Source organism: Streptococcus sp. k-163, from assembly GCF_013277555.1.
Taxonomy (GTDB): domain Bacteria; phylum Bacillota; class Bacilli; order Lactobacillales; family Streptococcaceae; genus Streptococcus.
This window is the reverse complement of record NZ_VMND01000005.1, coordinates 38,641-64,720: the sequence shown is the minus strand read 5'-3', so window position 1 is coordinate 64,720 and position 26,080 is coordinate 38,641. Positions and strand designations below refer to the sequence as shown.

At 41.6% G+C, this 26,080-nt stretch carries 23 protein-coding genes and 1 pseudogene; 2 read left to right on the top strand and 22 right to left on the bottom strand.

From position 1 onward, the window contains the following. Nucleotides 1-190: 190 nt before the first annotated feature. The 8 genes from HT731_RS01645 to HT731_RS01610 all read right to left on the bottom strand — a co-directional run bounded on the left by HT731_RS01645 (nt 191) and on the right by HT731_RS01610 (nt 8,461). Nucleotides 191-1,387, bottom strand: coding sequence for a CAP domain-containing protein (locus HT731_RS01645; RefSeq protein ID WP_173277406.1), 1,197 nt, complete (start codon nt 1,385-1,387; stop codon nt 191-193). Between the two features lie 136 nt (nt 1,388-1,523). Then, nucleotides 1,524-2,561: an aldose epimerase family protein gene (locus tag HT731_RS01640; RefSeq protein WP_173277404.1), complete on the bottom strand. Its 1,038-nt coding sequence runs from the start codon at nt 2,559-2,561 to the stop codon at nt 1,524-1,526. A 114-nt stretch (nt 2,562-2,675) separates the two neighbouring features. Continuing rightward, nucleotides 2,676-3,842 (bottom strand): SIS domain-containing protein, encoded by a 1,167-nt coding sequence (locus HT731_RS01635; RefSeq protein WP_049539024.1) that lies wholly within the window; start codon nt 3,840-3,842, stop codon nt 2,676-2,678. Between the two features lie 210 nt (nt 3,843-4,052). Further along, the gene (locus HT731_RS01630) at nt 4,053-4,457 is read right to left on the bottom strand and encodes a PTS sugar transporter subunit IIA (RefSeq protein WP_001129932.1); all 405 of its coding nucleotides are present in this window, start codon (nt 4,455-4,457) and stop codon (nt 4,053-4,055) included. A 3-nt stretch (nt 4,458-4,460) separates the two neighbouring features. Continuing rightward, nucleotides 4,461-5,282, bottom strand: coding sequence for a PTS system mannose/fructose/sorbose family transporter subunit IID (locus HT731_RS01625; protein ID WP_140834244.1), 822 nt, complete (start codon nt 5,280-5,282; stop codon nt 4,461-4,463). Beyond that, nucleotides 5,269-6,174, bottom strand: a complete 906-nt coding sequence (locus HT731_RS01620; protein WP_000617013.1) for a PTS mannose/fructose/sorbose/N-acetylgalactosamine transporter subunit IIC — start codon at nt 6,172-6,174, stop codon at nt 5,269-5,271. Before HT731_RS01620 ends, HT731_RS01625 begins: the two co-directional genes overlap by 14 nt. 26 nt (nt 6,175-6,200) lie before the next feature. Beyond that, a complete protein-coding gene (locus HT731_RS01615) occupies nt 6,201-6,677 on the bottom strand; it encodes a PTS system mannose/fructose/N-acetylgalactosamine-transporter subunit IIB (protein WP_000156973.1) in 477 nt (158 codons plus the stop codon). Beyond that, the gene (locus HT731_RS01610) at nt 6,674-8,461 is read right to left on the bottom strand and encodes a beta-galactosidase (protein WP_125451605.1); all 1,788 of its coding nucleotides are present in this window, start codon (nt 8,459-8,461) and stop codon (nt 6,674-6,676) included. Before HT731_RS01610 ends, HT731_RS01615 begins: the two co-directional genes overlap by 4 nt. Before the next feature lie 319 nt (nt 8,462-8,780). Here HT731_RS01610 and HT731_RS01605 point away from each other — a divergent pair, with 319 nt between their 5' ends. After that, on the top strand, nt 8,781-9,497 hold the full coding sequence (locus HT731_RS01605; protein ID WP_001007190.1) for a GntR family transcriptional regulator: 717 nt from the start codon (nt 8,781-8,783) through the stop codon (nt 9,495-9,497). 301 nt (nt 9,498-9,798) lie between these two features. Continuing rightward, nucleotides 9,799-13,809, top strand: coding sequence for an LPXTG-anchored beta-N-acetylhexosaminidase StrH (gene strH / locus HT731_RS01600; protein ID WP_173277402.1), 4,011 nt, complete (start codon nt 9,799-9,801; stop codon nt 13,807-13,809). A gap of 56 nt (nt 13,810-13,865) precedes the next feature. On the opposite strand, the gene purB is transcribed toward strH, so the two are convergent. The 14 genes and pseudogenes from purB to purF form a co-directional block, all read right to left on the bottom strand. Further along, on the bottom strand, nt 13,866-15,164 hold the full coding sequence (gene purB / locus HT731_RS01595) for an adenylosuccinate lyase (protein WP_173277400.1): 1,299 nt from the start codon (nt 15,162-15,164) through the stop codon (nt 13,866-13,868). Further along, a complete protein-coding gene (locus HT731_RS01590; protein WP_033679489.1) occupies nt 15,161-16,219 on the bottom strand; it encodes a hypothetical protein in 1,059 nt (352 codons plus the stop codon). Before HT731_RS01590 ends, purB begins: the two co-directional genes overlap by 4 nt. Continuing rightward, on the bottom strand, nt 16,212-16,721 hold the full coding sequence (locus HT731_RS01585; protein ID WP_173277398.1) for a hypothetical protein: 510 nt from the start codon (nt 16,719-16,721) through the stop codon (nt 16,212-16,214). Before HT731_RS01585 ends, HT731_RS01590 begins: the two co-directional genes overlap by 8 nt. Before the next feature lie 68 nt (nt 16,722-16,789). Continuing rightward, complete coding sequence (locus HT731_RS01580) at nt 16,790-17,017, bottom strand: hypothetical protein (protein WP_033679488.1); 228 nt, start codon at nt 17,015-17,017, stop codon at nt 16,790-16,792. Nucleotides 17,018-17,026: 9 nt separating this feature from the next. Next, nucleotides 17,027-18,118: a 5-(carboxyamino)imidazole ribonucleotide synthase gene (gene purK / locus HT731_RS01575; RefSeq protein WP_240151618.1), complete on the bottom strand. Its 1,092-nt coding sequence runs from the start codon at nt 18,116-18,118 to the stop codon at nt 17,027-17,029. Beyond that, entirely contained in the window at nt 18,105-18,596 is a 492-nt protein-coding gene (purE, locus tag HT731_RS01570; protein ID WP_173277394.1) for a 5-(carboxyamino)imidazole ribonucleotide mutase, read from the bottom strand. Before purE ends, purK begins: the two co-directional genes overlap by 14 nt. 190 nt (nt 18,597-18,786) lie before the next feature. Beyond that, entirely contained in the window at nt 18,787-20,049 is a 1,263-nt protein-coding gene (gene purD / locus HT731_RS01565; RefSeq protein ID WP_173277392.1) for a phosphoribosylamine--glycine ligase, read from the bottom strand. Between the two features lie 121 nt (nt 20,050-20,170). Beyond that, entirely contained in the window at nt 20,171-21,718 is a 1,548-nt protein-coding gene (gene purH, locus HT731_RS01560; RefSeq protein WP_173277390.1) for a bifunctional phosphoribosylaminoimidazolecarboxamide formyltransferase/IMP cyclohydrolase, read from the bottom strand. Between the two features lies 1 nt (nt 21,719). Then, nucleotides 21,720-22,184 carry a GNAT family N-acetyltransferase gene (locus HT731_RS01555; RefSeq protein ID WP_173277388.1) on the bottom strand — a complete coding sequence of 155 codons (465 nt, stop codon included), beginning with the start codon at nt 22,182-22,184 and terminating at the stop codon, nt 21,720-21,722. Nucleotides 22,185-22,228: 44 nt separating this feature from the next. After that, a pseudogene (locus tag HT731_RS01550) lies at nt 22,229-22,354 on the bottom strand (phosphoribosylglycinamide formyltransferase); the annotation flags it as partial. 50 nt (nt 22,355-22,404) lie between these two features. Then, complete coding sequence (locus HT731_RS01545; RefSeq protein ID WP_173277387.1) at nt 22,405-22,914, bottom strand: VanZ family protein; 510 nt, start codon at nt 22,912-22,914, stop codon at nt 22,405-22,407. 83 nt (nt 22,915-22,997) lie between these two features. Continuing rightward, nucleotides 22,998-23,543 (bottom strand): phosphoribosylglycinamide formyltransferase, encoded by a 546-nt coding sequence (gene purN / locus HT731_RS01540; RefSeq protein WP_173277386.1) that lies wholly within the window; start codon nt 23,541-23,543, stop codon nt 22,998-23,000. Further along, nucleotides 23,540-24,562 (bottom strand): phosphoribosylformylglycinamidine cyclo-ligase, encoded by a 1,023-nt coding sequence (gene purM / locus HT731_RS01535; protein ID WP_173277384.1) that lies wholly within the window; start codon nt 24,560-24,562, stop codon nt 23,540-23,542. Before purM ends, purN begins: the two co-directional genes overlap by 4 nt. Nucleotides 24,563-24,600: 38 nt before the next feature. Beyond that, complete coding sequence (gene purF, locus HT731_RS01530) at nt 24,601-26,043, bottom strand: amidophosphoribosyltransferase (RefSeq protein ID WP_173277382.1); 1,443 nt, start codon at nt 26,041-26,043, stop codon at nt 24,601-24,603. Nucleotides 26,044-26,080 lie beyond the last annotated feature (37 nt).

The window sequence follows — 26,080 nt, the reverse complement described above, 5'->3', positions numbered from 1 at the left end:
GTTCTCTTTTCTGGTTGTAATTGTTTTTGTTACAACTATTATATAATATCCATCAAGAAAGTCAAGTCAGACAACTTGAAGCCTCTATTCTAACAAAAAGAGGCCAATGTGTACCATCAACCTCTTTCTTATCGTTCATTCTTTTTGCTAAGTAAGATGAATACTTTACCTATGACTTACTATCTTCAGCCTAGTTTACCCATTCACCATTACCATTTACACGATAACCATCTGGTGTTGTTGTGTTCACAGCCAAAGCTCCTGAACCATATGCATAGTACCAGTATTGACCAACTTTAAACCAACCTGTCTTCATTATACCTGATTGATCAAGATAATACCAAGTACCATTTTCCTTATACCAGCCTGTCTTCATAGCTCCTGAACCATCAAAATAGAACCATCTGCTACCATCTGTTCCCCAGCCTGTAAACATCGCGCCAGAACTATCAAGGAAATACCATGCTCCATCAACTTCTACAAATCCAGTCTGCATGACACCTAAATCATTCAAGTAGTACCATTTACCACCTGTTTTCACCCAGCCTGTCTTCACATCACCAGACTCATAAAAATACCATTTTCCATTAGACTTCACCCAACCAGACTGACTAGATGTAGATGTTCTAAAATCTTTCAGCGGTTTTTCTACAACCGTAGCTTTACTTTTAACTGTTGAAAGGTTTGATGCAGTCACTTCTGTATACTGAATAGCAGAACCATATCCACCAGCCAATTCCTCTGAAGAAGCATCATCACCTAAAGCTATAGAAATCGTTGCCACTTTCTGAGAACTAGCTGCATTTCTAAAAGCCGCGAGACCCACATAGGTAAATTTAGAATTGATCAGAACCTCATAATAACCTGTAAATTCTTTAGATGTTCCACCCTTCTTTTTCGCTACATAATTCGCCTTTTCAGCATGCCAGTTTTCAATTGCTTTTAGAAAACCTTCATAGTTCACATCTAAAGCTTCTCCTCTTATATTATTACTAGATGGAAAAGCAGTCCAGATTTCTTTCGTAGAAAGACGCTCAGGTTTCAGAGTTACTGACACCTCAGTAGCGCGTACAAAAGCAGTTTTCTCAAGATCAGTAGACCATTTGATAGGGACATACTTATCTACCAAACCTTCATCAGCTGCTTCCTTACGAATCTTATTAATCGCATCCAAAATAGCTTGTTTATCTGGGGTTAAAAATTCTCCCTTAATCCCAACTAAAACATTGCCACTAGAAGGATTTAACACTTCTGAACTCAAAACATTTTCATTTCTACCATCAGCAGATTGTGTTGCCACCAATCTGTCATTAGCAAAAACATCAGTTGTCAAAACTGCTCCAGCCAAGGTCAAAGCCAAGGCGCTAGCAAATACAATTTTCTTCATCTTTTTCTCCTTTTATCCTCTAGATAGGACAGGTATTTTCACTATTAGATTATATCATATTCCCCTACTATTTGCCCATTTCTACTAATGTCATGAGGTAAATAAAACTCACCCCGAAAAGTAGAATCTTCATCCTTTATTTCACAACAAGTTCATAACGTGTCTTACTTGTGAAAGTTTGACCGGCTTTGAGAATGACTTGGTCTTTGAGGTCACTGTGAATAGCATCTGGTAAAGCTTGCGCTTCAAGGGCAATCCCATTGTGCTGTACCATTGGTCGACCTCCTATGATGACACTTTCATCCACAAAGTTTGCTGTATAGACAACAAAACAAGGAGCCTCTGTCTTGAAGAGCAGGAAGCGACCTGAATTTTGGTCATAAAGGAATCCAGCATTGTCATGACCTGCAGGAAGGGCAAATGGATGATCCAAACCAGATACCAGTTGGATTTGCTCATCTTCTTCTGCAAAGATGTCTTTCAACAAGGCACCATTGTAGATGTGTTTTACTACGTCACGATTGGCATCTGGAGTTTTGGCCGGAACACCGTCGGGAGCGATTGGATAAATGCCCTCAGTATTTAGCTGGAAGACATGGCGGTCAATCGTCTGCGTGAAATCACCAGACAAGTTAAAATAGCTGTGGTTAGTTGGATTGACCAGCGTATCTTGATCAGTTGTTACTTTATAGCTAACCTCGTAAGCTCCATTTTCTTCTAAGTGATAACTGATCCAAATCTTAAGATTTCCAGGAAATCCTCCTGTCCCATCTGTACGCTCTGTGTAGAGAGTCAAGCCATGGTCGCTCACTTCAACTAGTTCAAACAAGCTAGAATCCCAACCTGTTGAACCACTGTGATTACAGTTGCTAGCATTGTTGACCTCAAGGTCATAGGTCTTGCCATTAAGCTCAAAGGTCGCACCTGCGATACGACCTGCCACAGGACCTACACTTGCTCCATGCTTGGGACTATTGCCTACATAACTATTAAAGTCATCAAATCCCAAGATAACATTGGCAAAATTTCCAGCCTTGTCAGGTGCGACATAGCGCAAGATGGTCGCACCATAAGTCATAACCTCAAGTTGGTAGCCACCGTCAGTCTCAAAACGATAAGCCAAGACATCTTGTCCCTCAACATTTCCAAATACATGCTCTGTGTATGATTTCATTCTCTTCTCCTTTTACTATTTCTCTCAAGCAAACAAACCATAGAAAGCGCCTTGACAATCTATGGTTTATCTGATGATTTACAAATCCTCTTTCAAGAATTCATAAACACTGTCTTACTTTTGATATTCGTGGATGATAACACCTTGTACCACACGGTTTACTGTACCTGTAGGAGACGGTGTATCTGGTTTATTTTCTACCTTGAGTGAAGTCAATAGGGCAAAGAGTTGAGCATAAACGATGTAAGGGAAGACACGGTAAATATCATTCAAGACACCGCCACAACCAAGGGCAACTTCTTTGACATTTTCAAGACCAAAGGCTTGATCACTCAAAAGCACAACACAACGAGCAATCTGGTCACCCGCAACTTCACGAACCAAGTCCAAGTCGTACTTGCGAGTGTAGTCTGTTGTTGTACCAAAGACCAAAACAACTGTATCTTCGTTGATAAGAGATTTTGGACCGTGACGGAAGCCGACTGGACTTTCATACATGGTCGCAACTTGACCAGCTGTCAATTCCAAAATCTTGAGCTGAGCTTCATGAGCAAGACCGAAGAAAGGACCAGCGCCTAGATAAATGACGCGGTTAAAGTCTAAATCAACAAGCTCTTTAACATCTTCTGCCTTGTCTAGAATTTTACGGGCAAGACTAGATATAACTTCAAAACGTTCAGCTTTCACAGCAAATTCTGTAGGATCAAAGACCAAGAGAGCTGTTAACATCATAGACGTAAAGCTAGAAGTCATGGCAAAGCCAGCATCATTAGAAGCAGCTGGTTGCAAAAGCAAGAGATTACGGTCATCTCCATGAGCTTGAAGAGCCAATTTACCATCTGCCGCACAAGTAATCGTCACTTGATAAAGCTCATCCACCAAGGCTTTTGCCAAATCAACAGTCGCCACACTTTCAGGCGAGTTCCCACTACGAGCAAAAGATACAAGGACAGTCGCCACATCTTTTTTCAAGTAAGTTTCTGGATTGGCAACGATATCTGTTGTCGCAATAGCATTGAAATTCCATTTGCGTTCGTCATAAACTTCCTTAAAGTAAGGTGCCAAGGTATCTCCCACATAAGCAGAAGTCCCAGCACCTGTCAAGATAACCTTGATATAGTCATGTTTATCAGCAATTCCTTGTAGGAAGGCTGCAATTTCTTCACGCTTTGCTTGATAAGATTCAAAAGCTTCTTTCCATACATCAGGCTGTTGGTAGATTTCACGTGTAGTGATTTCTGCACCCAACTCGAGTAAGTCTTCTTTTGTATAATGTAGCATTGAGTTCCTCTTTTTCTATTAAAGATGGGAATGGGAGTAAGCCCCATTCCCATGTATATTCTATATAAAATGTTCTAACGATTTTCACGTTGTCACATCTTATTGAATCGAGTTCCAACTAAAATCTTTGGGAAAAAGACCGATTATCGTCGGAGCATCGCTCCATCCTCCTATCACCTATTTTCCCTGTGATTTTCACGTTGTCACATCTTATTCATCTTCGTCATCATCGAAGCCCGCTAACAGGTCATTGACTTTCACGATGCTTTCTGCAGCACGGCTCTTATAGTCCGCATCTGCGCCTGTAAGACTCGCATTGATAAATTCAATCACCATTGGAAGATTCATCCCTGCGTAAAGGTCAATATCACGACCTTCCATAATCAAACGACTTACCACGTTACATGGTGTTCCACCGAGAAGATCCGCAAAGACTAGGAAATCATCCAATCCTTCAATAGCAGCTTCAAATTTTGCAGTAAATTCTTCTGGGCCATCTTCTGGAAGAAGAGCCACTGCATGAATATTGTCTTGTGGACCCATGATCATTTCTGTGCTACCTTTAAGCTCTTCACAGAAACGACCATGACTCACCAAAATTAATGATTTAGCCATAAATTATGCGCCCATTCCAAGTACAAATTTACCAAAGGCAGAAAGAGCCAAAGCAAGTACGATAATAATACCGATAGCTTTAGTAGAGTTCATACCTTTCTTACCAAGCAACCAGAAGATAAAGGCAGTAAAGATTGCTGGAAGCAAGCGTGGGAAGATTGAGTTCAAGATATCTTGGAAGTCAATCATCTTCTCACCGATTGCCCATTTGTAAGAAATTTCAAAGTTGATCATTGTTGCTACAAGAGCACCCATCATGAAGACACCAAGTACAGATGCAGCGTCAATCAAAGCTGTCAAGGTACTTTGCATGTTGTTGATAAGGTTAACCCCTTCTTTGTAGGCAAATTCCAACTGTTTCCAACGGAAGATGTCATACGCTACTGCAACTGCGATCCAAAGGAAGATTCCCCATGGTTGGCCAGCGATAGCCATAGTTGCTGCGATAGATCCCATGATAGCAGGTACAAGTGAACCAAAAATTGTATCTCCAAGAGGAGCGAATGGTCCCATCAAACCTGTCTTGATACCATTAACGGCATCTTTTGAACCTACACCATCTTTTTCTTCCATGGCAAGATCAAAACCAGCGATGATTGTGTGGAAGAATGGTGAAGTATTGAAGAATTGAGTATGAACTTTCATCATTTCTTTCAATTCAGGAGTTCCATCCCCATACATTTTACGCAATTGAGGTAAGATCATGTAAAGGTAACCAGAAGCTTGCATACGTTCGTAGTTCCAACCCAATTGGAAAGTAAACAAGCTACGTTTGTTGATTTGATTAAAATCTTCTTTTGTAAGTTTGTAATTAGAATTCGTCATCTTCGATTTCCCCACTTTCTGATGGTGTAGAAGGTGCTGCTACAGCTACTTTTTGGCTATTTTTGAAGTGAAGCACTGCAAGGAAGATACCTACGATAGAGATACCAATCATAGACAATCCTTTGAAGTTGTTCACGAAGCCAATTTTTTCAGCAACATCTTTCGGTAGAGTACCTACGATACCAGCAACAGCGCCACCAAGACCTGTTACATATGAGTAAAGAACAGTCAACATAGCTGTCAAACCAAATCCCATTGCAAGGTAGTGAAGGTTACGTTTAACTGGAAGGTAACGAAGCAAGATTGCAAATCCAAGACCTGGAAGCATACGTCCTGCGAGTGTCAAACCATCTGCAACCCATTTATATGCTTCAACTAAGTCTACCACTGATTGTACGAAGGCACCACCAAAGGCAAGCGCGAAGAAGACTGGAAGGGCACGAGATAAAGCCCAAGGAATCGCACCAAGTAAGTAGTTACGTTCGATTCCTTTGTAGTCAAAGCGTTCGATTGCAGCATCCACACGGTGAGCGAAGAAGGTAGTAGTCATACGTCCAAGAACGTCGAAGTAAGTCAAGAGAGCTGCTACTGGCACAGCGATTGTTGTAATCGCAAGTGCTGTATCAATTCCTTGTGAAACAGAGAAGGCTGTCGCAAGAACCGCACCAGAAGTTGCGTCAATACGAGAAGCACCACCGAAGGTACCAACCCCAAGAACGAACAGTTGCAAGTTACCACCGATAAGCAGACCAGTAGTCACATCTCCCATAATTAAACCAGTAATAAAACCAGCAAATACAGGGGAACCTGCAGATGAAACGATCGTCAACTCATCACAGATTTGATAAGCTGAGTACAAAGTGAGAAGTAAAATTTGCCACCATTGTATCATAACAATGACCTCCTAAAAATTTTTTCCTATTTTAATAAGCTCAAAAAGTCTGAAATTGGATCATTTGGAACCATTTGAGCAGTTAATTTAACACCTTTTTCTGCTAGTTTGTGGAAATCTTCCACATCCTTGTCTACTACGTTGATAGAACGTGTAATAGAACGAGTTTCTGGTGTTTGAGACATATTCCCAACATTAAGGGTTTCAAGTGGTACACCTGCTTCTACCAAACCAAGGAAACGGTCTGGTTTACGAGCCACGATAAAGAGACGTTGGCTATCGTATTTTCCAGCAAGAATATTGGCTGCCGCTTTTTCAATTGGCAAAATACTCAATTTCACACCTGGTGGTGTCGCAAGTTTCAAACCACTCTTTTCAACATCGTTGTTGACAACTTCGTCGTCTACAACCATAATACGTGAAACATTTAGTTTCCCTGCCCAAAGATTGGCTACTTGTCCGTGGATCAAACGTCCATCGATACGGCATCCTACAATTGTCATAAATTTTCCCCCTTTATATGTTTTAGTGTAGGTTTACGAGTTAAATGAATCTCTTCTTTATATTCACCCTCTGTCTCAAAGATAATGATGCGGTTGGCACCCTCCTTAAGATAGCTATGAGGGATATAAAGCGAGAGGGTTGGGCCGACGTTCCAAAAACGTCCTAGATTCTGCCCATTGACAAAGGCAACTCCCTTACCAAACTCAGATAAGTCTAGGTAAGTATCTTTTGGCTCTTGGACTGTAAAGTCATAAGCGTAAAAGGCTGGTTGTCCTTCTGCCCATCCTTTTGAAAAATCAATTTTCTCAGGATTATCTAGTGGAAGTGGATAGTGTTTCCAGTTTAGTAAGAAGTGCAAATCCTTACAAACCCCTGTCCGAATTCCCTTACGTTGCGTATCTGCTAAGAACTTATGTCCATAGTTGACACGCCCCATATTTTCTACCAAGATATCCAATCTAGACAGCGCTTTCTCTTCACCTTGATAAAAAATATCTTCCCCAATTTCTGTCTGATATTGGGTTTCAACCCACTGACCATCGACATAAAGCTGGGCCCTATCTCGACCGTCAATGATACGAAGTCTTTCTTCTTCTGCATCCCAGTTTGTTTCTGTTCGATAGAGTAGGTAGCCGTAACTTTGTCCCAATTCCTCCATCTTTTTAGGATAGAGACTTTCTACAGGACTTGACAGACTATCCAAGGTTTCAAACAAGGAAACTTTTTCAACTAGTGGAATAGCATCCAACTCCATACTCTCTTTGTAAAGTGGTTCTAACTGCGGATACTCTGGGAAATGTGTCGCCATCATCTTCTTGACTGCCAGATATTTGGCAGTTGGATTTCCTTCTTCATCAAGAAGAGCATCGTAATCATATGATGTAACTTGTGGCAAGTCCAAAGTCCCTCGAGCCGAGCAACCATTCATGAAGCCAAAGTTTGTACCACCATGGAACATGTAAAGATTGATAGAGCCTTGCTCCAATACCTCACGAACAGCTTCTGCTAATTCTTTCGGATCCCGTGTGATAATCGGTTCTTTCCAACGATTAAACCAACCATCCCAGAACTCCATACACATAAGTGGCCATTTCTTGCCATGCTCATCAAAGAATTCCTGCATCTGTGAAAAGTTGTAAGGTGCCTTAGAACCAAAATTCCCTGTTACAAAGAGATCATCTTCGATTAAGGTTCCAGCTTTCAGAGTAGCTCGCCATGGACCATCTGATGTAAATAGGGGACAGGTTACGCCACGCTCCTCCATCAGCTGTCGAATTGCTCTCAGGTAAGCCTTGTCTTCTCCATAAGAACCATACTCATTTTCAACCTGCATCATGAGGATATTGCCACCATTGTCCAATAAATGTGGAACCAACCGTGCCAAGAGCTGATCATAGTAGCGACCAACAGCCTCAATATAGGCTGGGTCTGAGGAACGAATCCTCATATCTTTGGTTAAGAGCCAAGCCGGTAAACCACCAAATTCCCACTCCGCACAGATAAATGGTGACGGACGTACAATAGCATAGAGGCCTAAATCTTGTGCTGTTTGGAGAAATTTCTCCAAATCCAGAGCTCCTTCAAAGTTAAACTCACCCTCACTCGGTTCGTGTAGATTCCAAGCAACGTAAGTCTCTACCGTATTAAAACCAAGAGCCTTCAAGTTATAGAGAGAATGATACCAATCTTCTGGCGGAATCCTAAAATAATGAATGGCGCCGGACAAAATCTTGAACGGTTTCCCATCTAAATAGAAATCGTCCCTAATCTCAAATCGTGTCATGTTATTACCTTCTGACAATTAAAGTTCACGCTTTCATTTGTTGATATAGTAAATATATCTCAATATCCTGCATTTGTCAATAGGTTTTCACAATTTTTTTCATTTTTTACCAACTTTTACACAAAAAACTTATAAAGATATAGATTTTACAGACAGATAGCTTCAAGTAGCTAGCATGTATAAAAATGTATAAAATCTCCTTTTTTATATGTAAATTAACCTTATAGTCTATTATTCTAATTTTTTTATTCAAAAGACTACTATTCTTTCCGTTTTTATGGTAAAATCTTTAACGGAGAAGGAAAATCGAGGTGAAATTATGGCAATTCCAAAATATCAATATATAAAAGATGAATTAAAGAACAAAATCATCTCTGGGCAATTTGCAAGTGGAGATAAATTTTACACTGAAGCTGAATTGATTGCAATGTATGATGTTAGTTCTATCACAGTTGTCCGTGCCTTAAACGACCTTGCCAAAGATGGTTATATTGTCCGCCAACAAGGAAAGGGTACATTCGTTTCACGCGCACGCAAACACAAACTCGTAGAGTTTTCAGATGTAGAAGTTTTTGAAACTAAAGATGATAAGGTGACCGTCCTTTCTATTGAACGCGGAAATAAACTAAACTACTTGGAAAAACTTGGATTACGTGGTGATCAGTTCTACTACAAGATTGAACGTGTCCGCGAAACAAATGGTGTCGCATACATCTACCACACATCATATATCCCAGAACAATACATCAACGCAAATTATCCAAATCTTGAATATTATAGTTCTATCTATAACCGTTTCAAATCAGATTACCACATTCACATGAATGATGAACATTTTGAAGAAATCAATGAAATAGCATTTCCAACTCCAGAACATGCGGCTTCGGTCCTCGGAGTCGATGAGCAATTCCCAACCGTTTTACAAACCAAGACTACTAAGCTAGAGTCTACTGGTCAAGTTCTCGCATACAGCGAAACTTATAAACGAGCGGATTATTACAAAATCAAATTCATTTCATGTGACCGTGATCACTAAGAAGAAAGCCTGAGCCTTGCTTGGGCTTTTTTCTATACATATTATACCACAATAAAAAGAAAACGCTTACTTTTTTGTATAGCCTTCTATATTTTGTAGAATATTTTATAGAAATAAGATCGAATTACACTACCTATAGATATGTTAATAAATAGAATTGTATGCTTAATTTTTATTAGTTTTTATACTTATTATAGTTTTAAAGTAATCCTACTTGACTCCTGTTAACGTAACAAATAAAATAAAATTGTTGAATTGTGTAAACGTTATCAATATTAAAATGCAATCAGGAGGTTTTGCAATGAAACATGAAAAACAACAGCGTTTTTCCATTCGTAAATATGCTGTAGGAGCTGCTTCTGTTCTAATTGGATTTGCTTTCCAAGCGCAGGCTGTTGCAGCCGATGGAGTTACTCCCACTACTACGGAAAACCAACCGACCATCCATACGGTTTCCGATTCCCCTCAAGCATCTGAAAATCTGACTACTGAGGAAACACCTAAAGCAGAGATTCAACCAGAAGCTTCAAAAACTGTGGAAGCAGAAACTCCATCTACTGATAAGCTAGCGAATCTTCCAAAAACAGAAGAAAAACCGCAAGCGCAAGAGGAAGTGAGTTCAACTCCTAGTAAGAAAGAAGAAGTAGCAACTCCAACTTCTGCTGAAAAAGAAATTTCTGATAAAAAGTCAGAGGATCTTAGTCCTAAAAAGGAAGAGCTAAAAGATGCTGATTCTAAAGAGTCTAACATAGTTAAGACTGATAAGTCAGAAGCTGACAAGGATAAACCAGCGAAAAAAGATGAGACGAAAGCAGAAGCTGATAAACCAGCAACAGAGACAGGAAAGGAACGCGCTGCAACTCAAAATGAAAAATTAGCTAAACGAAAAATCGTTTCAATTGACGCTGGACGTAAATATTTCTCACCTGAGCAGCTCAAAGAAATTATCGATAAGGCGAAAGAATATGGTTATACAGACCTCCATCTCTTAGTAGGTAACGATGGACTCCGTTTCATGCTGGATGATATGTCTATGAAAGTGGGCGATAAAACCTACTCAAGTGATGATGTCAAACGCGCTATTGAACATGGAACAAACTCTTATTACAATGATCCAAATGGTAACCATCTAACTGAAAGTCAGATGACAGATTTGATTAATTATGCCAAAGACAAGGGTATTGGAGTGATTCCAACTGTCAATAGTCCTGGACATATGGATGCCATTCTCAATGCCATGAAAGAACTGGGTATTGAAAATCCTAACTTTGATTATTTTGGTAAAAAATCTGAACGAACTGTTGACTTAAATAATAAACAAGCAGTTGAGTTTACAAAAACTCTGATTGACAAATACGCTAACTACTTCTCTAACAAATCTGAAATCTTCAATATTGGACTAGATGAATACGCCAATGATGCAACAAATGCTAAAGGTTGGAGTGTGCTTCAAGCTGATAAATATTATCCAAATGAAGGTTACCCTGAAAAAGGATATGAAAAATTTATCTCTTATGCCAATGACTTAGCCCGAATCGTAAAATCACACGGTCTCAAACCAATGGCCTTCAACGATGGTATCTACTATAATAGCGATACAAGCTTTGGTAGTTTTGACAAAGATATTATCGTTTCAATGTGGACTGGTGGTTGGGGGGGCTACGATGTTGCTTCTTCTAAACTACTAGCTGAAAAAGGTCACCCAATCCTTAATACCAACGATGCTTGGTACTACGTTCTTGGACGAAATGCTGATGGCCAAGGTTGGTACAATCTTGATCAAGGTTTGAACGGTATTAAGAGCACACCAATTACTTCAGTTCCAAAAACTGAAGGAGCTGATATCCCTATCATCGGTGGTATGGTAGCTGCTTGGGCTGATACTCCATCTGCTCGCTACTCTCCATCTCGTCTCTTTAAGCTCATGCGTCATTTTGCAAATGCCAATGCTGAATACTTCGCTGCAGACTACCAGTCTGCTGAACAAGCACTAAACGAGGTACCAAAAGACCTGAATCGTTATACTGCAGAAAGCGTTAATGCGGTCAAAGAAGCTGAAAAAGCAATCCGTTCACTGGATAGCAATCTCAGCCGTGCTCAACAAGACACGATTGACCAAGCAATCGCAAAACTTCAAGAAGCTGTTAGTCAGCTAATCTTCACCCCAGAAGCTCAAAAAGAGGAAGATGCTAAACGAGAACTTGAAAAACTTAATAAGAATAAAGTCATTTCCATCGATGCAGGTCGTAAATACTTCTCTTTAGATCGACTCAAACGCATCGTAGACAAGGCGAGCGAGCTCGGCTATTCTGATGCCCATCTCCTTCTAGGAAATGATGGTCTTCGTTTCCTACTCGATGATATGACCATTACTGCCAACGGAAAAACTTATGCTAGTGATGACGTTAAAAAAGCTATTATCGAAGGAACGAAAGCTTACTACGACGATCCAAACGGTACTGCGTTGACACAGGCAGAAGTGACAGAGCTTGTTCAATACGCTAAGGAAAAAGGTATTGGTCTAATTCCCGCTATCAATAGTCCTGGACATATGGATGCCATGCTGGTTGCTATGGAAAAACTTGGCATCAAGAATCCTCAAGCCAACTTTGATAAGGTCTCAAAAACAACCATGGACCTTGAAAATCAAGAAGCTCTTAACTTTACCAAAGCCCTTATCGGTAAATACATGGATTACTTTGCTGATAAATCAAAGATTTTCAACTATGGTACAGATGAATATGCCAATGATGCGACCAACGCCCAAGGTTGGTACTACCTCAAATGGTATGGACTCTATAACAAGTTCGCAGACTATTCTAACAGTCTAGCTACTATGGCTAAGGAAAGAGGGCTACAACCAATGGCCTTCAACGATGGCTTCTACTATGAGGACAAGGACGATGTTCAGTTTGACAAAGATGTCTTGATTTCTTACTGGTCTAAAGGATGGTGGGGCTACAATCTTGCATCACCTCAATACCTCGCAAGCAAGGGCTATAAGTTCCTTAATACCAACGGAGATTGGTACTATGTTATAGGAAATCACAAACAAGATGAAGCCTACCCTCTTTCAAAAGCAGTTGAAAATTCTGGTAAAGTTCCATTCAATCAACTTGCTTCTACCAAATATCCTGAAGTAGACCTTCCAACAGTCGGAAGTATGCTTGCTATCTGGGCAGATAAACCAAGCGCTGAATACAAGGAAGAGGAAATCTTTGAACTTATGACTGCCTTTGCAGACCACAACAAAGACTACTTCCGTGCTAATTATAATGCTCTCCGCGAAGAATTAACTAAAATTCCGACTAACTTAGACGGATACAGTACAGAAAGCCTAGCCGCACTCAAGTCAGCAAAAGATGGACTCAACCTTAACCTCAACCGCAGCAAACAAGCTGAACTAGACGCACTAGTAGATAAACTAAAGACTGCCCTTAAAGGTCTGAAACCAGCTGCCACTCACTTAGGAAGCCTAGATGAAAATGAACTGGCTGCTAACGTTGAAAACCGACCAGAACTTCTTGTGAAGACAGAAGAAATCCCGTTTGAAGTTATCAAGAAAGACAATTCAAATCTCCCAGCTGGACAAGAAAAAGTTGTCAAAGCTGGAGTTCTAGGTGAACGTACTTCTTACGTATCTGTTCTTACAGAAAATGGGAAATCAACAGAAACCGTTCTTGATAGCCAGGTAACCAAAGAAGCTGTGAACCAAGTTGTCGAAGTTGGTGCTCCTGTAACTCACAAGGGTGATGAAAATGGTCTTGCAGCAACTAGTGATGCAAAACCTAGACTAGATATCCAAGAGGAAGAAATTCCATTTACAACCATCACTCGTGAAACTGATCAATTGCCTAAAGGACAATCCCGTGTCGTAACAGAAGGTGTAAACGGTCGTATAAGTCACTTCTATTCTGTAACTACGGCTGCAGACGGAACTGAAGTTAGAACATTGGTTACCAGTGTCGTAGCGCAGGAAGCTGTTACACAAGTAGTCGAAGTCGGAACTCTGGTAACACATGTAGGCAATGAAAACGGACAAGCCGCTGTCAAAGAAGAAAAACCAGCACAAGAAATCCCAAGTGTGCCAACTCCTGCGGCAGAAGAAAAATCAGTACTAGAGATTCCAGGCAAATCGGCTCCAACAACTGTTCCTGCTGAGGAAAACAAAGCTCTTCCTCAAGGTCCAGCTCCTGTGGCAACAGAGAAAAAACTTCCTGAAACAGGAAGTCACCATTCTGCAGGACTAGTAGTCGCAGGACTCATGACCACACTAGCAGCCTACGGACTCACTAAAAGAAAAGAAGACTGAGTCTTTTCGATAAACAATAAACAGCAAGATTGTGAACCTCGCTGTTTATTTTTTAATTAATCACCAAGTCCAAGACGTTCAAAGATATCATCCACTCGTTTAGTGTAGTAAAGAGGATTGAAGATTTCATCAATTTCCTCTTGAGTCAGGCGTGAGGTTACTTCTGGATCTGTTTCCAGAAGTGGTTTAAAGTCTACTTGGTTGTCCCAAGAGTAAGCTGTTTTTGGTTGCACCAAGTCATAAGCTTGCTCACGGGTCATTCCTTTTTCAATCAAGGTCAACATAGCACGTTGGCTGAAGATAAGACCGAAAGTTGAGTTCATGTTGCGGATCATATTTTCTGGGAAGACCGTCAAGTTCTTGACGATATTTCCAAAACGGTTAAGCATGTAGTCAATCAAAATGGTTGTATCTGGTGTGATGATACGCTCAGCTGATGAGTGTGAAATATCACGCTCATGCCAAAGAGCGACGTTCTCATAGGCTGTAAGCATGTGACCACGGATAACACGCGCAAGACCTGTCATGTTCTCAGAACCGATTGGGTTGCGTTTGTGAGGCATTGCTGAAGAACCTTTTTGACCTTTAGCAAAGAATTCTTCCACTTCACGTTGTTCCGATTTTTGAAGACCACGAATCTCAGTCGCCATACGCTCAATTGAAGTTGCGATGCTGGCAAGAACTGCAAAGTACTCAGCATGAAGGTCACGAGGAAGCACCTGTGTAGAGATTTCCTGAGCACGGATGCCCAGTTTGTCACAGACGTATTGCTCTACAAATGGTGGGATGTTGGCGAAGTTTCCAACCGCACCAGAGATTTTACCAGCTTCAACACCAGCAGCTGCATGCTCGAAACGCTCGATGTTACGCTTCATTTCACTGTACCAAGTCGCCAATTTAAGACCAAAAGTTGTCGGCTCAGCATGCACACCGTGGGTACGACCCATCATGATGGTGAACTTGTGCTCCTTAGCCTTGTCAGCGATGATGTTGGTGAAGTTTTCAAGGTCACGGCGGATGATGTCGTTGGCCTGCTTGTAAAGGTAACCGTAGGCCGTATCCACCACGTCAGTAGAAGTCAAACCATAGTGGACCCACTTGCGCTCTTCACCAAGCGTCTCAGAAACCGCACGCGTGAAAGCCACCACATCGTGGCGCGTCTCCTGCTCAATCTCCAAAATACGGTTGATGTCAAAGTCCGCTTTTTCACGAATCAAAGCCACATCTTCCTTAGGGATTTCCCCCAACTCAGCCCATGCCTCGTCAGCCAAGATTTCCACCTCAAGCCAAGCACGGTATTTATTTTCTTCACTCCAAATGTTCGCCATCTCAGGGCGAGAGTAACGGTTGATCATGTTGTTATTTCTCCTTGCATTACTTTTGCTTCAAGTTCATCTAGTACAGATTCACCTTTTTGTATTACAGATTTTTTTAAATTAGGTAACGGAGTTGATTGATTTAATGAAATATCTTCGTCTTCAGAAATCTTTTCTAAATTTTTGATTTCTGTATCCAACCTTGCTATTTCTTGATCCAATTGACCATTTTGATTTTGCATTTCCATCACATCACGTTTTTCTCTCAAAATAAGCCACAAATAAGGGACGACTATAATTGACATATTAAGTATCATCTCTAAAGGACTATTTTGACTTATTGATCTGGTCTCCAAAAAACGATCATTCGAATAAGTAAATTTCGATTGTACAAAGAACTCATTTCCTAAGAGCTTAATTTTATCATCTTCCATCTTGATACCAACGATTGGACGTTCAAATCGGTTAAATATATAATCAAACTGCTTAGATAATTGCTTTTCATCAAAACTATTAAATAATTCTATCAATTCATTATCTCTAATTTTAAACTTAGATTGTATTTCCTGAAGACACTTCCTTCTATTATCACTTTCTAGTTCGTTATTCTCTGTTATTTTCTCACTAAAGAACTCTACAAAACTGAAATTCAATACATCTGAAGATTCTCTAGAGATATTAAATAGTTCCGATAAATCATCCCTCTTATTACCTAAATTTAACTTGTACTTACTAGTAATAGAAAAATACACTCTGTAAGCTTCAAAAAATTCATGTAAAACTAAAACTTGTTTATTAGGAAAAAGAGAAATTGGAGAGCCTAGGTGATAATACTTCACAACATCAGTAGGATTATTCAAATCAAGCTCTGAACTTCTATATTTTGTATATTGATTATTAATTTTTATAGATGAATTAAAAATAATAACATCTTTTTTCAGAACACCTTGATTAAGATAGATAGAAATATCATGTAATAAAACTGATTTATAATAGAATTCACTAAAATCATTAGATAATTTTGAAATTTGCCAATTTGTATATAGAGTATCGTCACTCTTTTGCGAGGATAATTTTAATGCTAATTTATTCATTCGTTCTTCTTTCTAATTTTGATACACACTTTTCAAGCTCAGTGTTTCTTTCTAGGGCGGTTTTTAATTTTTGTTTCTGTTCATTTAGCTCTCTTTCTCTCATTTTTTGTAGCTGATAGTTTATATAAGTCAGATTAAATAATAATAACGCTACAGACATAGCCGAGAAACCTCCCCGTTTTGAGATTGACTGAAGTTTATCGAATATTGAATTATCATAAAAGCTATAACAAAAAGTCACGAAGCTAACTATAGTTCCCAATGATATTACTACCAGCTTTTTCTTTTTCGACTCAACTTTTACAATTTCTAAAATAGGATCCAGTATAGATGATACTAATGTGGCAATAGTAGTATACAAAAAAAAGGGAAACTTCGAATTTAAATCAATACTTTCATATATAGTTAAGGTCCCTACATAAGATAAAAATAAAGCAATTAAAAGAATGAAAATATTAAACAAGTCACCTGTTGTTACCAAGAATCTCAAATATTTTTTCATTTTATCCTCCCAACTAGCTAATATCAATACTAAAAATAAAAATCAATTAAAATATATTTTAGTTTTTCCTACTCAAACTCCTCTTTCCCAATAAACACAGACGGATAGTGATTTAGTGTATTCAAATCCATATCCAGCGGTAAATCATAGATAGCTAAATAGTTTTCAGGGTATTGTGCAGTTAGTTCTTTGTATTTAGCTTGTACCTTATCTTGGTCAGCACTAGCATACAAGACTTCCACGACTGCTCCAGTCTTATCCTTTTCAACAAAAGCGTTAACGATAATTTGTATCATAGTCTTGTCCTAAAAATCTATCCCTTTCCCAAACTCATCCACACTATCTGGTTCATCACTAAACAAAGTCACATGTCCCATCTTGCGGTTGTACTTCGCTTCTATTTTACCATACATGTGGAGGTGGACGCTTGGATTTTCTGTGACATATTGCTCAGCGGCATCGACATGCTGGCCGAGAACATTGAGCATGACGGCTGGGGCATGTAGTTTGATGGCTGGCAATGGTGCTCCCAAAACACCTAGAATATGGGTATCAAACTGCGAGGAGTCGCAGGCTTCGATTGAATAGTGGCCAGAGTTATGTGGGCGTGGGGCAATCTCATTGACAATGATGTCATCTGCAGTCGCAAACATTTCCACACAGAGAGTTCCAGACAACTTGAGCTGTTCTGCGATTCGCACTGCCATTGCTTTAGCCTTGTCAGCTAGACTTGTTGAAATGCGAGCTGGTACAATGGTTTTAGACAGGATATTGTTGCGGTGGATATTTTCCTGAACTGGGAAAACCGTCACATCCTTGCCATTACCAGACACGATAACAGAAATTTCAAGGTCAAAGTTGACAAATTCTTCCAAAACGCAGTCTGCTGAATCTGCTAATGCATAGGCTTCTTCCAAATCTTCTGCTGAACGAATAACCTTTTGCCCATGCCCATCGTAGCCACCAGTCGCCGTCTTGAGGACATAGTTTTTAGACAGGTCAATCTCCGCCAAGTCTTGGCTAGAAGTCACGACCTTGTAAGGTGCCACGGTGACTTGAGCCTCATTTGAGAGGAAGTCCTTCTCAAAAATCCGGTTTTGGGAAATGCGGAGCAGGTCCGTTCCTTGAGGGAGTTGTCCATCCTTAATGACAGCATCCAAACCGTCAGCATCAACATTTTCAAACTCATAGGTCAGGACATCGCAACGTTCCGCCAACTGACGAAGGGCATCCACATCGTTATAAGGTGCCACGATGATTTCCGCCACGCGAGAGGCCGGGCAATCCACCGCAGGATCCAGCGCGATAACCTTGTGGCCCATGTAGATAGCAGAAATGGCCATCATCTGCCCCAGCTGGCCACCACCGATAATTCCGATTGTTTTAGACGAGCTCATTTGTCGACTCCTCTGCGATTTTTCCTTGTTCTTCTGCATAATCTGCCAAAGCTGTCGCGATAGCCTGATCCTCTACTGAGAGGAGACGGAGGGCAAAGAGGGCAGCATTGGTTGCACCCGCTTCACCAATAGCCATTGTCGCAACAGGTACGCCACCCGGCATCTGGACAATCGAGTAAAGCGAGTCCACGCCACTAAGAGCACGTGATTTAACGGGCACCCCAATGACTGGAAGGGTTGTTTTAGCAGCAACCATACCTGGCAAATGGGCTGCGCCACCAGCACCCGCTATGATGACCTTGATACCACAACTACGTGCTTCCTCCGCATGTCTGAACATGAGGTCAGGTGTGCGGTGGGCAGAGACAACTTTCTTTTCGTAGGCTACACCGAAGCGGTCTAGTACTTCGGCGGCTTTTTGCATGGTTGCCCAGTCGGATTTTGAGCCCATGATAATGGAAATAATTGGTTTAGTCATAATTTTTCCTTTTTCTTCTTTTTTGATAATGGTCTTAGGTGGTGGGGACGGAAGCAAACCTTCGGTTTCATTCCTAAAATTTGAGCCTAAGGTCTCAAATTTTCCCTAGACCAGAACAGATACTGTTCTGGTCTTTTCACCACGGCGACCATTGTCGTGTTTGACGACTGCGTCGCTTTTTCTTATATCTTTATCTAATTGCCTTGCTTCCGATATCGGTTCGGTAAAAGAGGCCTTCTGTGTTTTGTTTGTCGAGTTGGCTGTAGATAATGTTTTGCCCGTCTTTGACGGTGTCTGCTGTTGTGACAAGCATATAGACACGTCCACCGTTTGAAAGAAAATCTTGGCCATTTTCAGCGAACTTAGCACCTGCATAGTAAGTGATGATGTCGCCCTCTGTCTTAGCTGGAAGCTTAACACCTTTCTTATAAGCCAGTGGATAGCCGCTTGAAGCGACAACTACACCCAGAGTCACCCCCTTGTCCTTCCAAGTGATAGCTGGCTCCTTGCCATCGAGGATATCCGTAATATTTTGTGCAAAGTCAGAGGTTAATAGAGGCAGGATAATTTGCGTTTCTGGATCTCCAAAGCGAGCGTTGAACTCGATGACCTTAGGTCCATCAGCTGTCAAGATAAGCCCTGCGTAAAGGACACCCAGATAAGGGCGACCTTCCTGAATCATCCCTTCGAGGACTGGCTTGACAATGGTGTCAACCGCTGTAGCAACCACGCTCTCTGGCAAGTGAGGAACTGGCGCATAAGCTCCCATCCCACCCGTATTAGGACCCTTGTCGCCGTCATAGGCACGTTTATGGTCCTGAGCTGTTGGCATAATGTAGAACTTATCCCCATTGACAAAAGCAAAGAGTGAGAATTCTTCCCCTTCGAGGAATTCCTCAACAACCACACGCGCACCTGAGTCCCCAAATTTATTGTCCAAAAGCATCTCGTGAGCGGCTTCGACTGCTTGCTCGACTGTCTCAGCAACGACAACACCCTTCCCAAGGGCCAAACCATCCGCCTTGACCACGATAGGTGCCCCATGCTTTTCGATATAGACCTTAGCTTCCTCAAAATCTGAGAATGTGCCATAGGCTGCTGTCGGAACGCCATATTTGACCATGATTTCCTTGGCAAAATCCTTGGACCACTCCAGCTTCGCTGCAGCCCTAGTCGGACCAAAAGCCTTGAGCCCAGCTTGGTTAAAATCATCCACGATACCAGCAGCAAGGGCGTCATCTGGCCCGATAAAAGTCCAAGCAATATCGTTTGCTTTTGCAAACTCAATCAATTTAGAATGTTCGGAAATAGATATTTTTACCAATTCCAAACCATCTAGAGTCATCCCATCATTCCCAGGAGCTACAAATACTTTTTCAACATCTTTTGACTCAAGTAACTTCTTAGCAATCGCATGCTCACGACCACCCGAACCGACAACAAGCAGTTTCATTTCTCAACCTCTTTTGCGAATTATTTACTAACATTATAACACAAACGTTCGTTTTAATCTTGTTTTATTAAGCACTTTTAAGCAAAAAAGGAAAGAAACTGTTTTCTTCCCTTTAGCGTTCTTAATGTCTAAAATGTCTCACGCCTGTGAAGACCATGGTCATGCCATATTTGTCAGCAGCTTCGATAGATTCTTGGTCACGTACGGAGCCTCCCGGTTGAATGATAGCCTTAATTCCCGCTTTGGCGATTTCTTCCACGTTATCCGCGAATGGGAAGAAGGCATCCGAAGCAAGGACAGCACCGTCAAGGCGGTCTTTGGCTTGGTCAATCGCAATACGTACGGAAGCTACACGGTTGGTTTGCCCTGGGCCAACACCCAGTGTCATGTGGTCATTGGTGATGATGATTCCGTTTGATTTGACATACTTGATTGCTTTCCAAGCAAACTCAAGGGCAGTCACCTCTATCTCTGTTGGTTGGCGTTTGGTCACCACTTGCCAGTCAGCTGGACTTTCTTTGACAACGTCTTGGTTTTGAACGAGGAGTCCACCAACAACACCTGTGTATTCTGCTTCCATTTCGCTAGCCTCTTGAGCATCAAATGGCAAGGCAAGAATGCGCAAATTTTTCTTTTTGTTGGTCAAAATAGCTAGCGCTTCATCCGTATAGCTTGGTGCGATGATGATTTCAAGAAAAACGCCGTGCATCTTCTCGGCTGTCGCAGCATCCACCTCACGGTTAAGAACAACGATACCACCAAAGATAGACACTGGGTCAGACTCATAAGCGTAGTCCCAAGCAGTCTCGATGTCATCAGCCTGACCGATTCCACATGGGTTCATGTGTTTGAGAGCCACAACGGTTGGACGGTCTTTGAAGTCACGGATGATACGGATAGCAGCATCAGCGTCACGAATATTGTTGAATGACAATTCCTTACCGTTAAGCTGTTTGGTTGAAGCAATGGAGTAATCAGTCGGCAAAGCTTTTTGGTAGAAATCTGCATCCTGTTGAGGATTTTCCCCATAGCGCATGGCCTGCTTGAGGTCATAAGTCAAAGTGAGCTTTTCAGGTTTGCTTTCACCCACTTGAGTTGTGAAATACTCTGCAATTAAGGCATCATAAGCCGCTGTGTGACGGAAAACCTTAGCTGCCAAACGTTGACGCGTTTCGTAAGTCGTTTCACCATTGGCTGACAACTCGTCCAAAACCACTGTATAGTCAGCAGGGTCTACCACAACCGTCACGCTGGCATGGTTTTTAGCTGCTGAACGAAGCATTGATGGCCCGCCGATATCGATGTTCTCCACCGCATCAGCATAAGTCACGTCTGGTTTGAGGATGGTTTCCTTAAATGGGTAGAGGTTTACCACAACAAGATCAATGAGCTCAATCTGGTTCTCCTTAGCTACTTCCAAGTGACTATCCAAGTCACGACGAGCGAGAAGCCCACCGTGGATATTTGGGTGAAGGGTCTTGACACGACCGTCCATCATCTCTGGAAAACCGGTCACATCATCGATCGCAATGGTGTCTACCCCAGCATTATCAAGGGCAACCTTGGTTCCACCTGTTGAGATGATGTCCCAACCAAGTTTTTTAAGTTCTTGGGCAAATTCAACAATGCCCGCTTTGTCTGAGACGCTGATTAAGGCTTTTTTCGTCATTCTATTCCTCTTTCTTTAGGTCTAAGCGCATAGCGACTTCGTTATTTTCTTCTATAAGTCCTGTTTCCTGAAAACCTAGACTAGTCAGTAGGTACTTCATTTTTTCATTTCCAACCACATAATCTGCAACAATATGACTACAAGCTCTATCCATCTGGACCTCTTTGATTAGAACTTCCAAGGCTTTTCGACCATAACCTCTTCCTTGGTACTGCTGGCCAATCATTATCCGCCAGATAAAGTATTCCGCTTCATACTTGTCTATTTCCAGCAGGAGAAAGCCAACCACTTGCTTATCCCAATAGATCGCCCTCGGAAACACATCTTCATTTTTCCGGTAGAGCCATGCGTCAGCTAAAGAGCGTACATTTGGAGCCACAAAACGTGCTCGTTCATCAGCTTCAGATATTTTCAAATCTAGCACTGCCTGAAAACTGCTCTCATCTACTAATTTTAGCTCAATCATTTTTTCTCCTAGCAATATTGCACAATCAAAACTTGATTTACTTCTTATCTTCTCCCTACTCCCAAACTATCCAGCACCTCTGGATACAACTTGTACTCTGCCTCATGAATACGTTCTTCAAAACTGTCAATGGTATCATCAGCCAGCCGTGGCACACGGACTTGTCTGATACGCTGATTAAGGCACGTTTAGTCATTATATTCTCCTTTTTAATCATTAGTTAAACACCAATTAAATGCAGTAACAGTAAAATAAGATAAGCAAAACCAAGGCTAAGAATACCTAAGATATTGACCCATTTTCTAGTTTGTGATTTGAACACTCTTATAAAAATTTGATAAATCAGTAAGCCTACACAAACACCTAGCGTATTTAAAGTCAAATCCGTTATATCTGTTATACCTATTGCTAAAATATACTGTAAGCACTCAAACAATAGACTAATCAAGAAACCTGTCCCGACTATTCTTAAACTAGATAAATTAGTTTTTATCAGAGGGAAACAAACACCTAATGGAATAAAGGAAATCAGATTAAATAACATTTCAGCAAAAACAATTTTTCCATCTACTATTAGTGGTTCTGAAAATGGAATCCAATTGATGTACCTTGGAGCTAAGAAAAATGCTATAAATTCAGGATTGGTTTCAAACTTAAATAAGATTCCCCAAGTTAATAAAATCAGATAGACATAAAATACATACCGAGTTGTTTTTTTAGATTCTAACATTACAAATACCTCCGTTTGAAACCGTCTTCAACAAGCACTGACTCCAATTTAAAATCAAAGATATCATATGAATCATCAAAAAGTCAATCTGTAAATAGAGCCTTCACTACTTCTGGATACAACTTGTACTCTGCTTCATGAATACGTTCTTCAAAGCTGGCTATGGTATCATCAGCTAACCGTGGCACACGTACTTGTTTGATGACCTTTCCTGTATCCACACCTGAGTCCACCCAGTGAATGGTAACACCACTCTCAGCAACACCTGCATTCCAAGCATCCTCAATCCCATGAGCTCCTGGAAATTCTGGCAGGTAGGCTGGATGAATGTTGATGATTCGGCCTTCATAAGCTGCCAGTAAAGTAGGCCCAACGATTTTCATGTAGCCTGCTAGACAAACCAAGTCAATCTGGTGTTCTTCCAAGAGTTCGACAAGTGCCGCTTCGTAGTCTGCCTTGCTCTCAAACTCCTTGAGTTCAAAAGTATAGGACAGAACGTCGAGCTTGTCTGCACGTTCGAGCACATAGGCGTCACGATGGTCTGAAAAGACAAACTCTACTGGAAATTGTTCCGCTATCACCTGAAAATTTGAGCCATTACCAGAGGCAAAAACCGCTATTTTTTTCATTTGATGATGACACTTTCGTTTTCTTTCTTGACGATGCGACCAATTTCATAGACTGGTTCATCCAGCAATTCATTGACACGACCTACATTTTCAGGACTAACTGCCAACATGAGTCCCACACCCATATTGAAGATTTCAAACATTTCTTCGTGTTTGATCTGACCGTATTTTTCAAGAGCTTTGAAAATCGGAAGCACTGGTACCTTGCTTTCTTCAATCTCAGCTGCTAGGTCAGCAGCAAACATACGAGGAACATTTTCGATAAAGCCACCACCTGTGATGTGGGCAATACCATTTACCAAGCCTTCCTTGATGAGTGGCAAAACAGCCTTAACATAGATACGAGTCGGCTCAAGCAAAACTTCCTTGAGTTGCTTGCCTTCCAATTCTGGAAGGACTTCCTCACCTGTATAATCCGCAAAGACACGACGAACGAGAGAGTAACCATTGGAGTGAATCCCACTTGAAGCAAGTCCGAGAAGAACATCGCCTTCTGCAACCTTTGAACCGTCAATGATTTGAGATTTTTCAGCCACACCGACCGCAAAACCAGCTAAGTCATAGTCATCTGCGCCATACATACCCGGCATTTCAGCCGTTTCCCCACCGATGAGGGCAGCACCTGCCTGCACACAGCCTTCTGCCACACCAGCGACTACTTGTTCTAGCTTAGCTGGTTCATTCTTCCCTGTCGCCACATAGTCCAGGAAATAGAGGGGCTCAGCACCTGCAGCGATAATATCATTGACACACATGGCCACACAGTCCTGACCGATGCTATCGTGCTTGTCGTACTTGATTGCCAACATGAGCTTGGTTCCGACACCGTCAGTCCCTGAAATCAAGACAGGTTCTTTAACTCCAGTCTTTGAAAGGTCAAACATACCACCAAAGCCACCAAGAGCTCCCATGACACCTGCACGCTCCGTACGAGCCACGTGCTTTTTAATCCGTTCAACAACTTCATAACCCGCTTCAACATCCACACCCGACTGGGCGTACGCATTCTTATTTGTCATTTCTTTATTCCTTTTCTTTTATGGGGAATCTCAGTAACTCACTTGTAAAAACTTGTCTTTTCTTCCAAACTTCTACGATAGTCTTCTTCGTAGTCGTAGAGAGGTGTTGGGTAGTCACCGTCAAAGTAAGCGACACAGAGACCACCATTTGGCGCATCTGTTTCAATACCAATTGAATCAATCAACCCCTCAACAGAAAGATAAGTCAGACTATCTGCTCCAATGATTTGGCGAGTTTCTTCGACCGTATGATTAGCCGCAATCAGCTCCTGACGGGTCTGGATATCAATCCCGTAGAAACATGGATAAGCTAGTGCTGGACTGCCAATAGCAACGTGAACCTCAGTTGCACCCGCTTCTTTCAAGAGCTGAACGATACGACGAGAGGTTGTTCCACGTACAATAGAGTCATCCACCATAACCACACGCTTGCCTTTTACAACGCCTGAAACAGCAGACAGTTTCATCCGTACCCCTTGCTCCCGCAATTCTTGAGTCGGTTGGATAAAGGTACGTTGGGTGTATTGGTTCTTGATGAGGCCCATTTCATTTGGTAGCCCAGACTCTTCCGCAAATCCCATAGACGCGCTTAGGGAAGAATTGGGCACACCGACTACAATATCCGCCTCATGCTTGAATTCACGCGCCAATTGGGCACCCATACGTTTACGTGCCGTATGGACATTGACACCATGAATGTTAGAATCAGGGCGAGCAAAATAGATATACTCCATAGAACAGATTGCTAACTGGGTATCATCTGTATAGCTATCATACTGGATTCCCTTGTCATCAATGATCACAATCTCACCTGGCTTCAAATCACGAATCCATTCAGCACCAATAACCTCAAAAGCACAGGTTTCAGATGAAACAACCACTGCTCCGTTGGCCATTTTCCCGATAGAAAGCGGACGGAAACCATTGGGGTCAAGAGCTGCAATCAACTTGTCCTCAAACAGCAAGATATAGGCAAAACCACCTTTGACAAGGCTGAGCGCTTCCTTGATTTTGCCCATCAGGCTAGGATTATGACTGCGACGAATGAGGTGAGCCAAGATTTCCGAGTCCGAAGTCGCGCTGAAAATTGCTCCTCTTTGTTCCAATTCTTTCTTGAGAGAGGCAGCATTGGTCAGATTTCCATTATGAGCCAACCCAAACTGCATATCGTGAAAACGGAAGAGGAAAGGCTGGATATTATCTACAGAAGCTTCGCCAGCAGTCGCGTAACGCACATGCCCAATCGCACCAGTTCCCGTCAATTTATCTAAGTTAGCAGGATTTCTGAAGACTTCTGATAGAAGCCCCATATCGCGATGCCGCTTTAGTTTCCCTTGGTCATTGGAGAGGATTCCTGCCCCCTCCTGACCACGGTGCTGAAGACTATGGAGACCAAAATAGGTCAATTTAGCAGCATCTGGATGTCCCCAGATACCGAAAACACCACATTCTTCATTAAGAGATTTTACTTCGTATGTCATTTTATATACCTAATTTTTATTTGTGTAGCACCAAGAG

Excerpts from the sequence above, each read along its gene's own strand:
- purH (WP_173277390.1), bottom strand. The coding sequence starts at position 21,718 with ATGACGAAAAAAGCCTTAATCAGCGTCTCAGACAAAGCGGGCATTGTT.
- HT731_RS01635 (WP_049539024.1), bottom strand. The coding sequence starts at position 3,842 with ATGCTACATTATACAAAAGAAGACTTACTCGAGTTGGGTGCAGAAATC.
- HT731_RS01585 (WP_173277398.1), bottom strand. The coding sequence starts at position 16,721 with ATGAAAAAATATTTGAGATTCTTGGTAACAACAGGTGACTTGTTTAAT.
- purN (WP_173277386.1), bottom strand. The coding sequence starts at position 23,543 with ATGAAAAAAATAGCGGTTTTTGCCTCTGGTAATGGCTCAAATTTTCAG.
- HT731_RS01630 (WP_001129932.1), bottom strand. The coding sequence starts at position 4,457 with ATGGCTAAATCATTAATTTTGGTGAGTCATGGTCGTTTCTGTGAAGAG.
- HT731_RS01545 (WP_173277387.1), bottom strand. The coding sequence starts at position 22,914 with ATGTTAGAATCTAAAAAAACAACTCGGTATGTATTTTATGTCTATCTG.
- HT731_RS01645 (WP_173277406.1), bottom strand. The coding sequence starts at position 1,387 with ATGAAGAAAATTGTATTTGCTAGCGCCTTGGCTTTGACCTTGGCTGGA.
- HT731_RS01605 (WP_001007190.1), top strand. The coding sequence starts at position 8,781 with ATGGCAATTCCAAAATATCAATATATAAAAGATGAATTAAAGAACAAA.
- HT731_RS01625 (WP_140834244.1), bottom strand. The coding sequence starts at position 5,282 with ATGACGAATTCTAATTACAAACTTACAAAAGAAGATTTTAATCAAATC.
- HT731_RS01555 (WP_173277388.1), bottom strand. The coding sequence starts at position 22,184 with ATGATTGAGCTAAAATTAGTAGATGAGAGCAGTTTTCAGGCAGTGCTA.
- purE (WP_173277394.1), bottom strand. The coding sequence starts at position 18,596 with ATGACTAAACCAATTATTTCCATTATCATGGGCTCAAAATCCGACTGG.
- purK (WP_240151618.1), bottom strand. The coding sequence starts at position 18,118 with ATGAGCTCGTCTAAAACAATCGGAATTATCGGTGGTGGCCAGCTGGGG.
- HT731_RS01580 (WP_033679488.1), bottom strand. The coding sequence starts at position 17,017 with ATGATACAAATTATCGTTAACGCTTTTGTTGAAAAGGATAAGACTGGA.
- purB (WP_173277400.1), bottom strand. The coding sequence starts at position 15,164 with ATGATCAACCGTTACTCTCGCCCTGAGATGGCGAACATTTGGAGTGAA.
- HT731_RS01610 (WP_125451605.1), bottom strand. The coding sequence starts at position 8,461 with ATGACACGATTTGAGATTAGGGACGATTTCTATTTAGATGGGAAACCG.
- HT731_RS01590 (WP_033679489.1), bottom strand. The coding sequence starts at position 16,219 with ATGAATAAATTAGCATTAAAATTATCCTCGCAAAAGAGTGACGATACT.
- HT731_RS01640 (WP_173277404.1), bottom strand. The coding sequence starts at position 2,561 with ATGAAATCATACACAGAGCATGTATTTGGAAATGTTGAGGGACAAGAT.
- strH (WP_173277402.1), top strand. The coding sequence starts at position 9,799 with ATGAAACATGAAAAACAACAGCGTTTTTCCATTCGTAAATATGCTGTA.
- purM (WP_173277384.1), bottom strand. The coding sequence starts at position 24,562 with ATGACAAATAAGAATGCGTACGCCCAGTCGGGTGTGGATGTTGAAGCG.
- HT731_RS01620 (WP_000617013.1), bottom strand. The coding sequence starts at position 6,174 with ATGATACAATGGTGGCAAATTTTACTTCTCACTTTGTACTCAGCTTAT.
- purD (WP_173277392.1), bottom strand. The coding sequence starts at position 20,049 with ATGAAACTGCTTGTTGTCGGTTCGGGTGGTCGTGAGCATGCGATTGCT.
- HT731_RS01615 (WP_000156973.1), bottom strand. The coding sequence starts at position 6,677 with ATGACAATTGTAGGATGCCGTATCGATGGACGTTTGATCCACGGACAA.
- purF (WP_173277382.1), bottom strand. The coding sequence starts at position 26,043 with ATGACATACGAAGTAAAATCTCTTAATGAAGAATGTGGTGTTTTCGGT.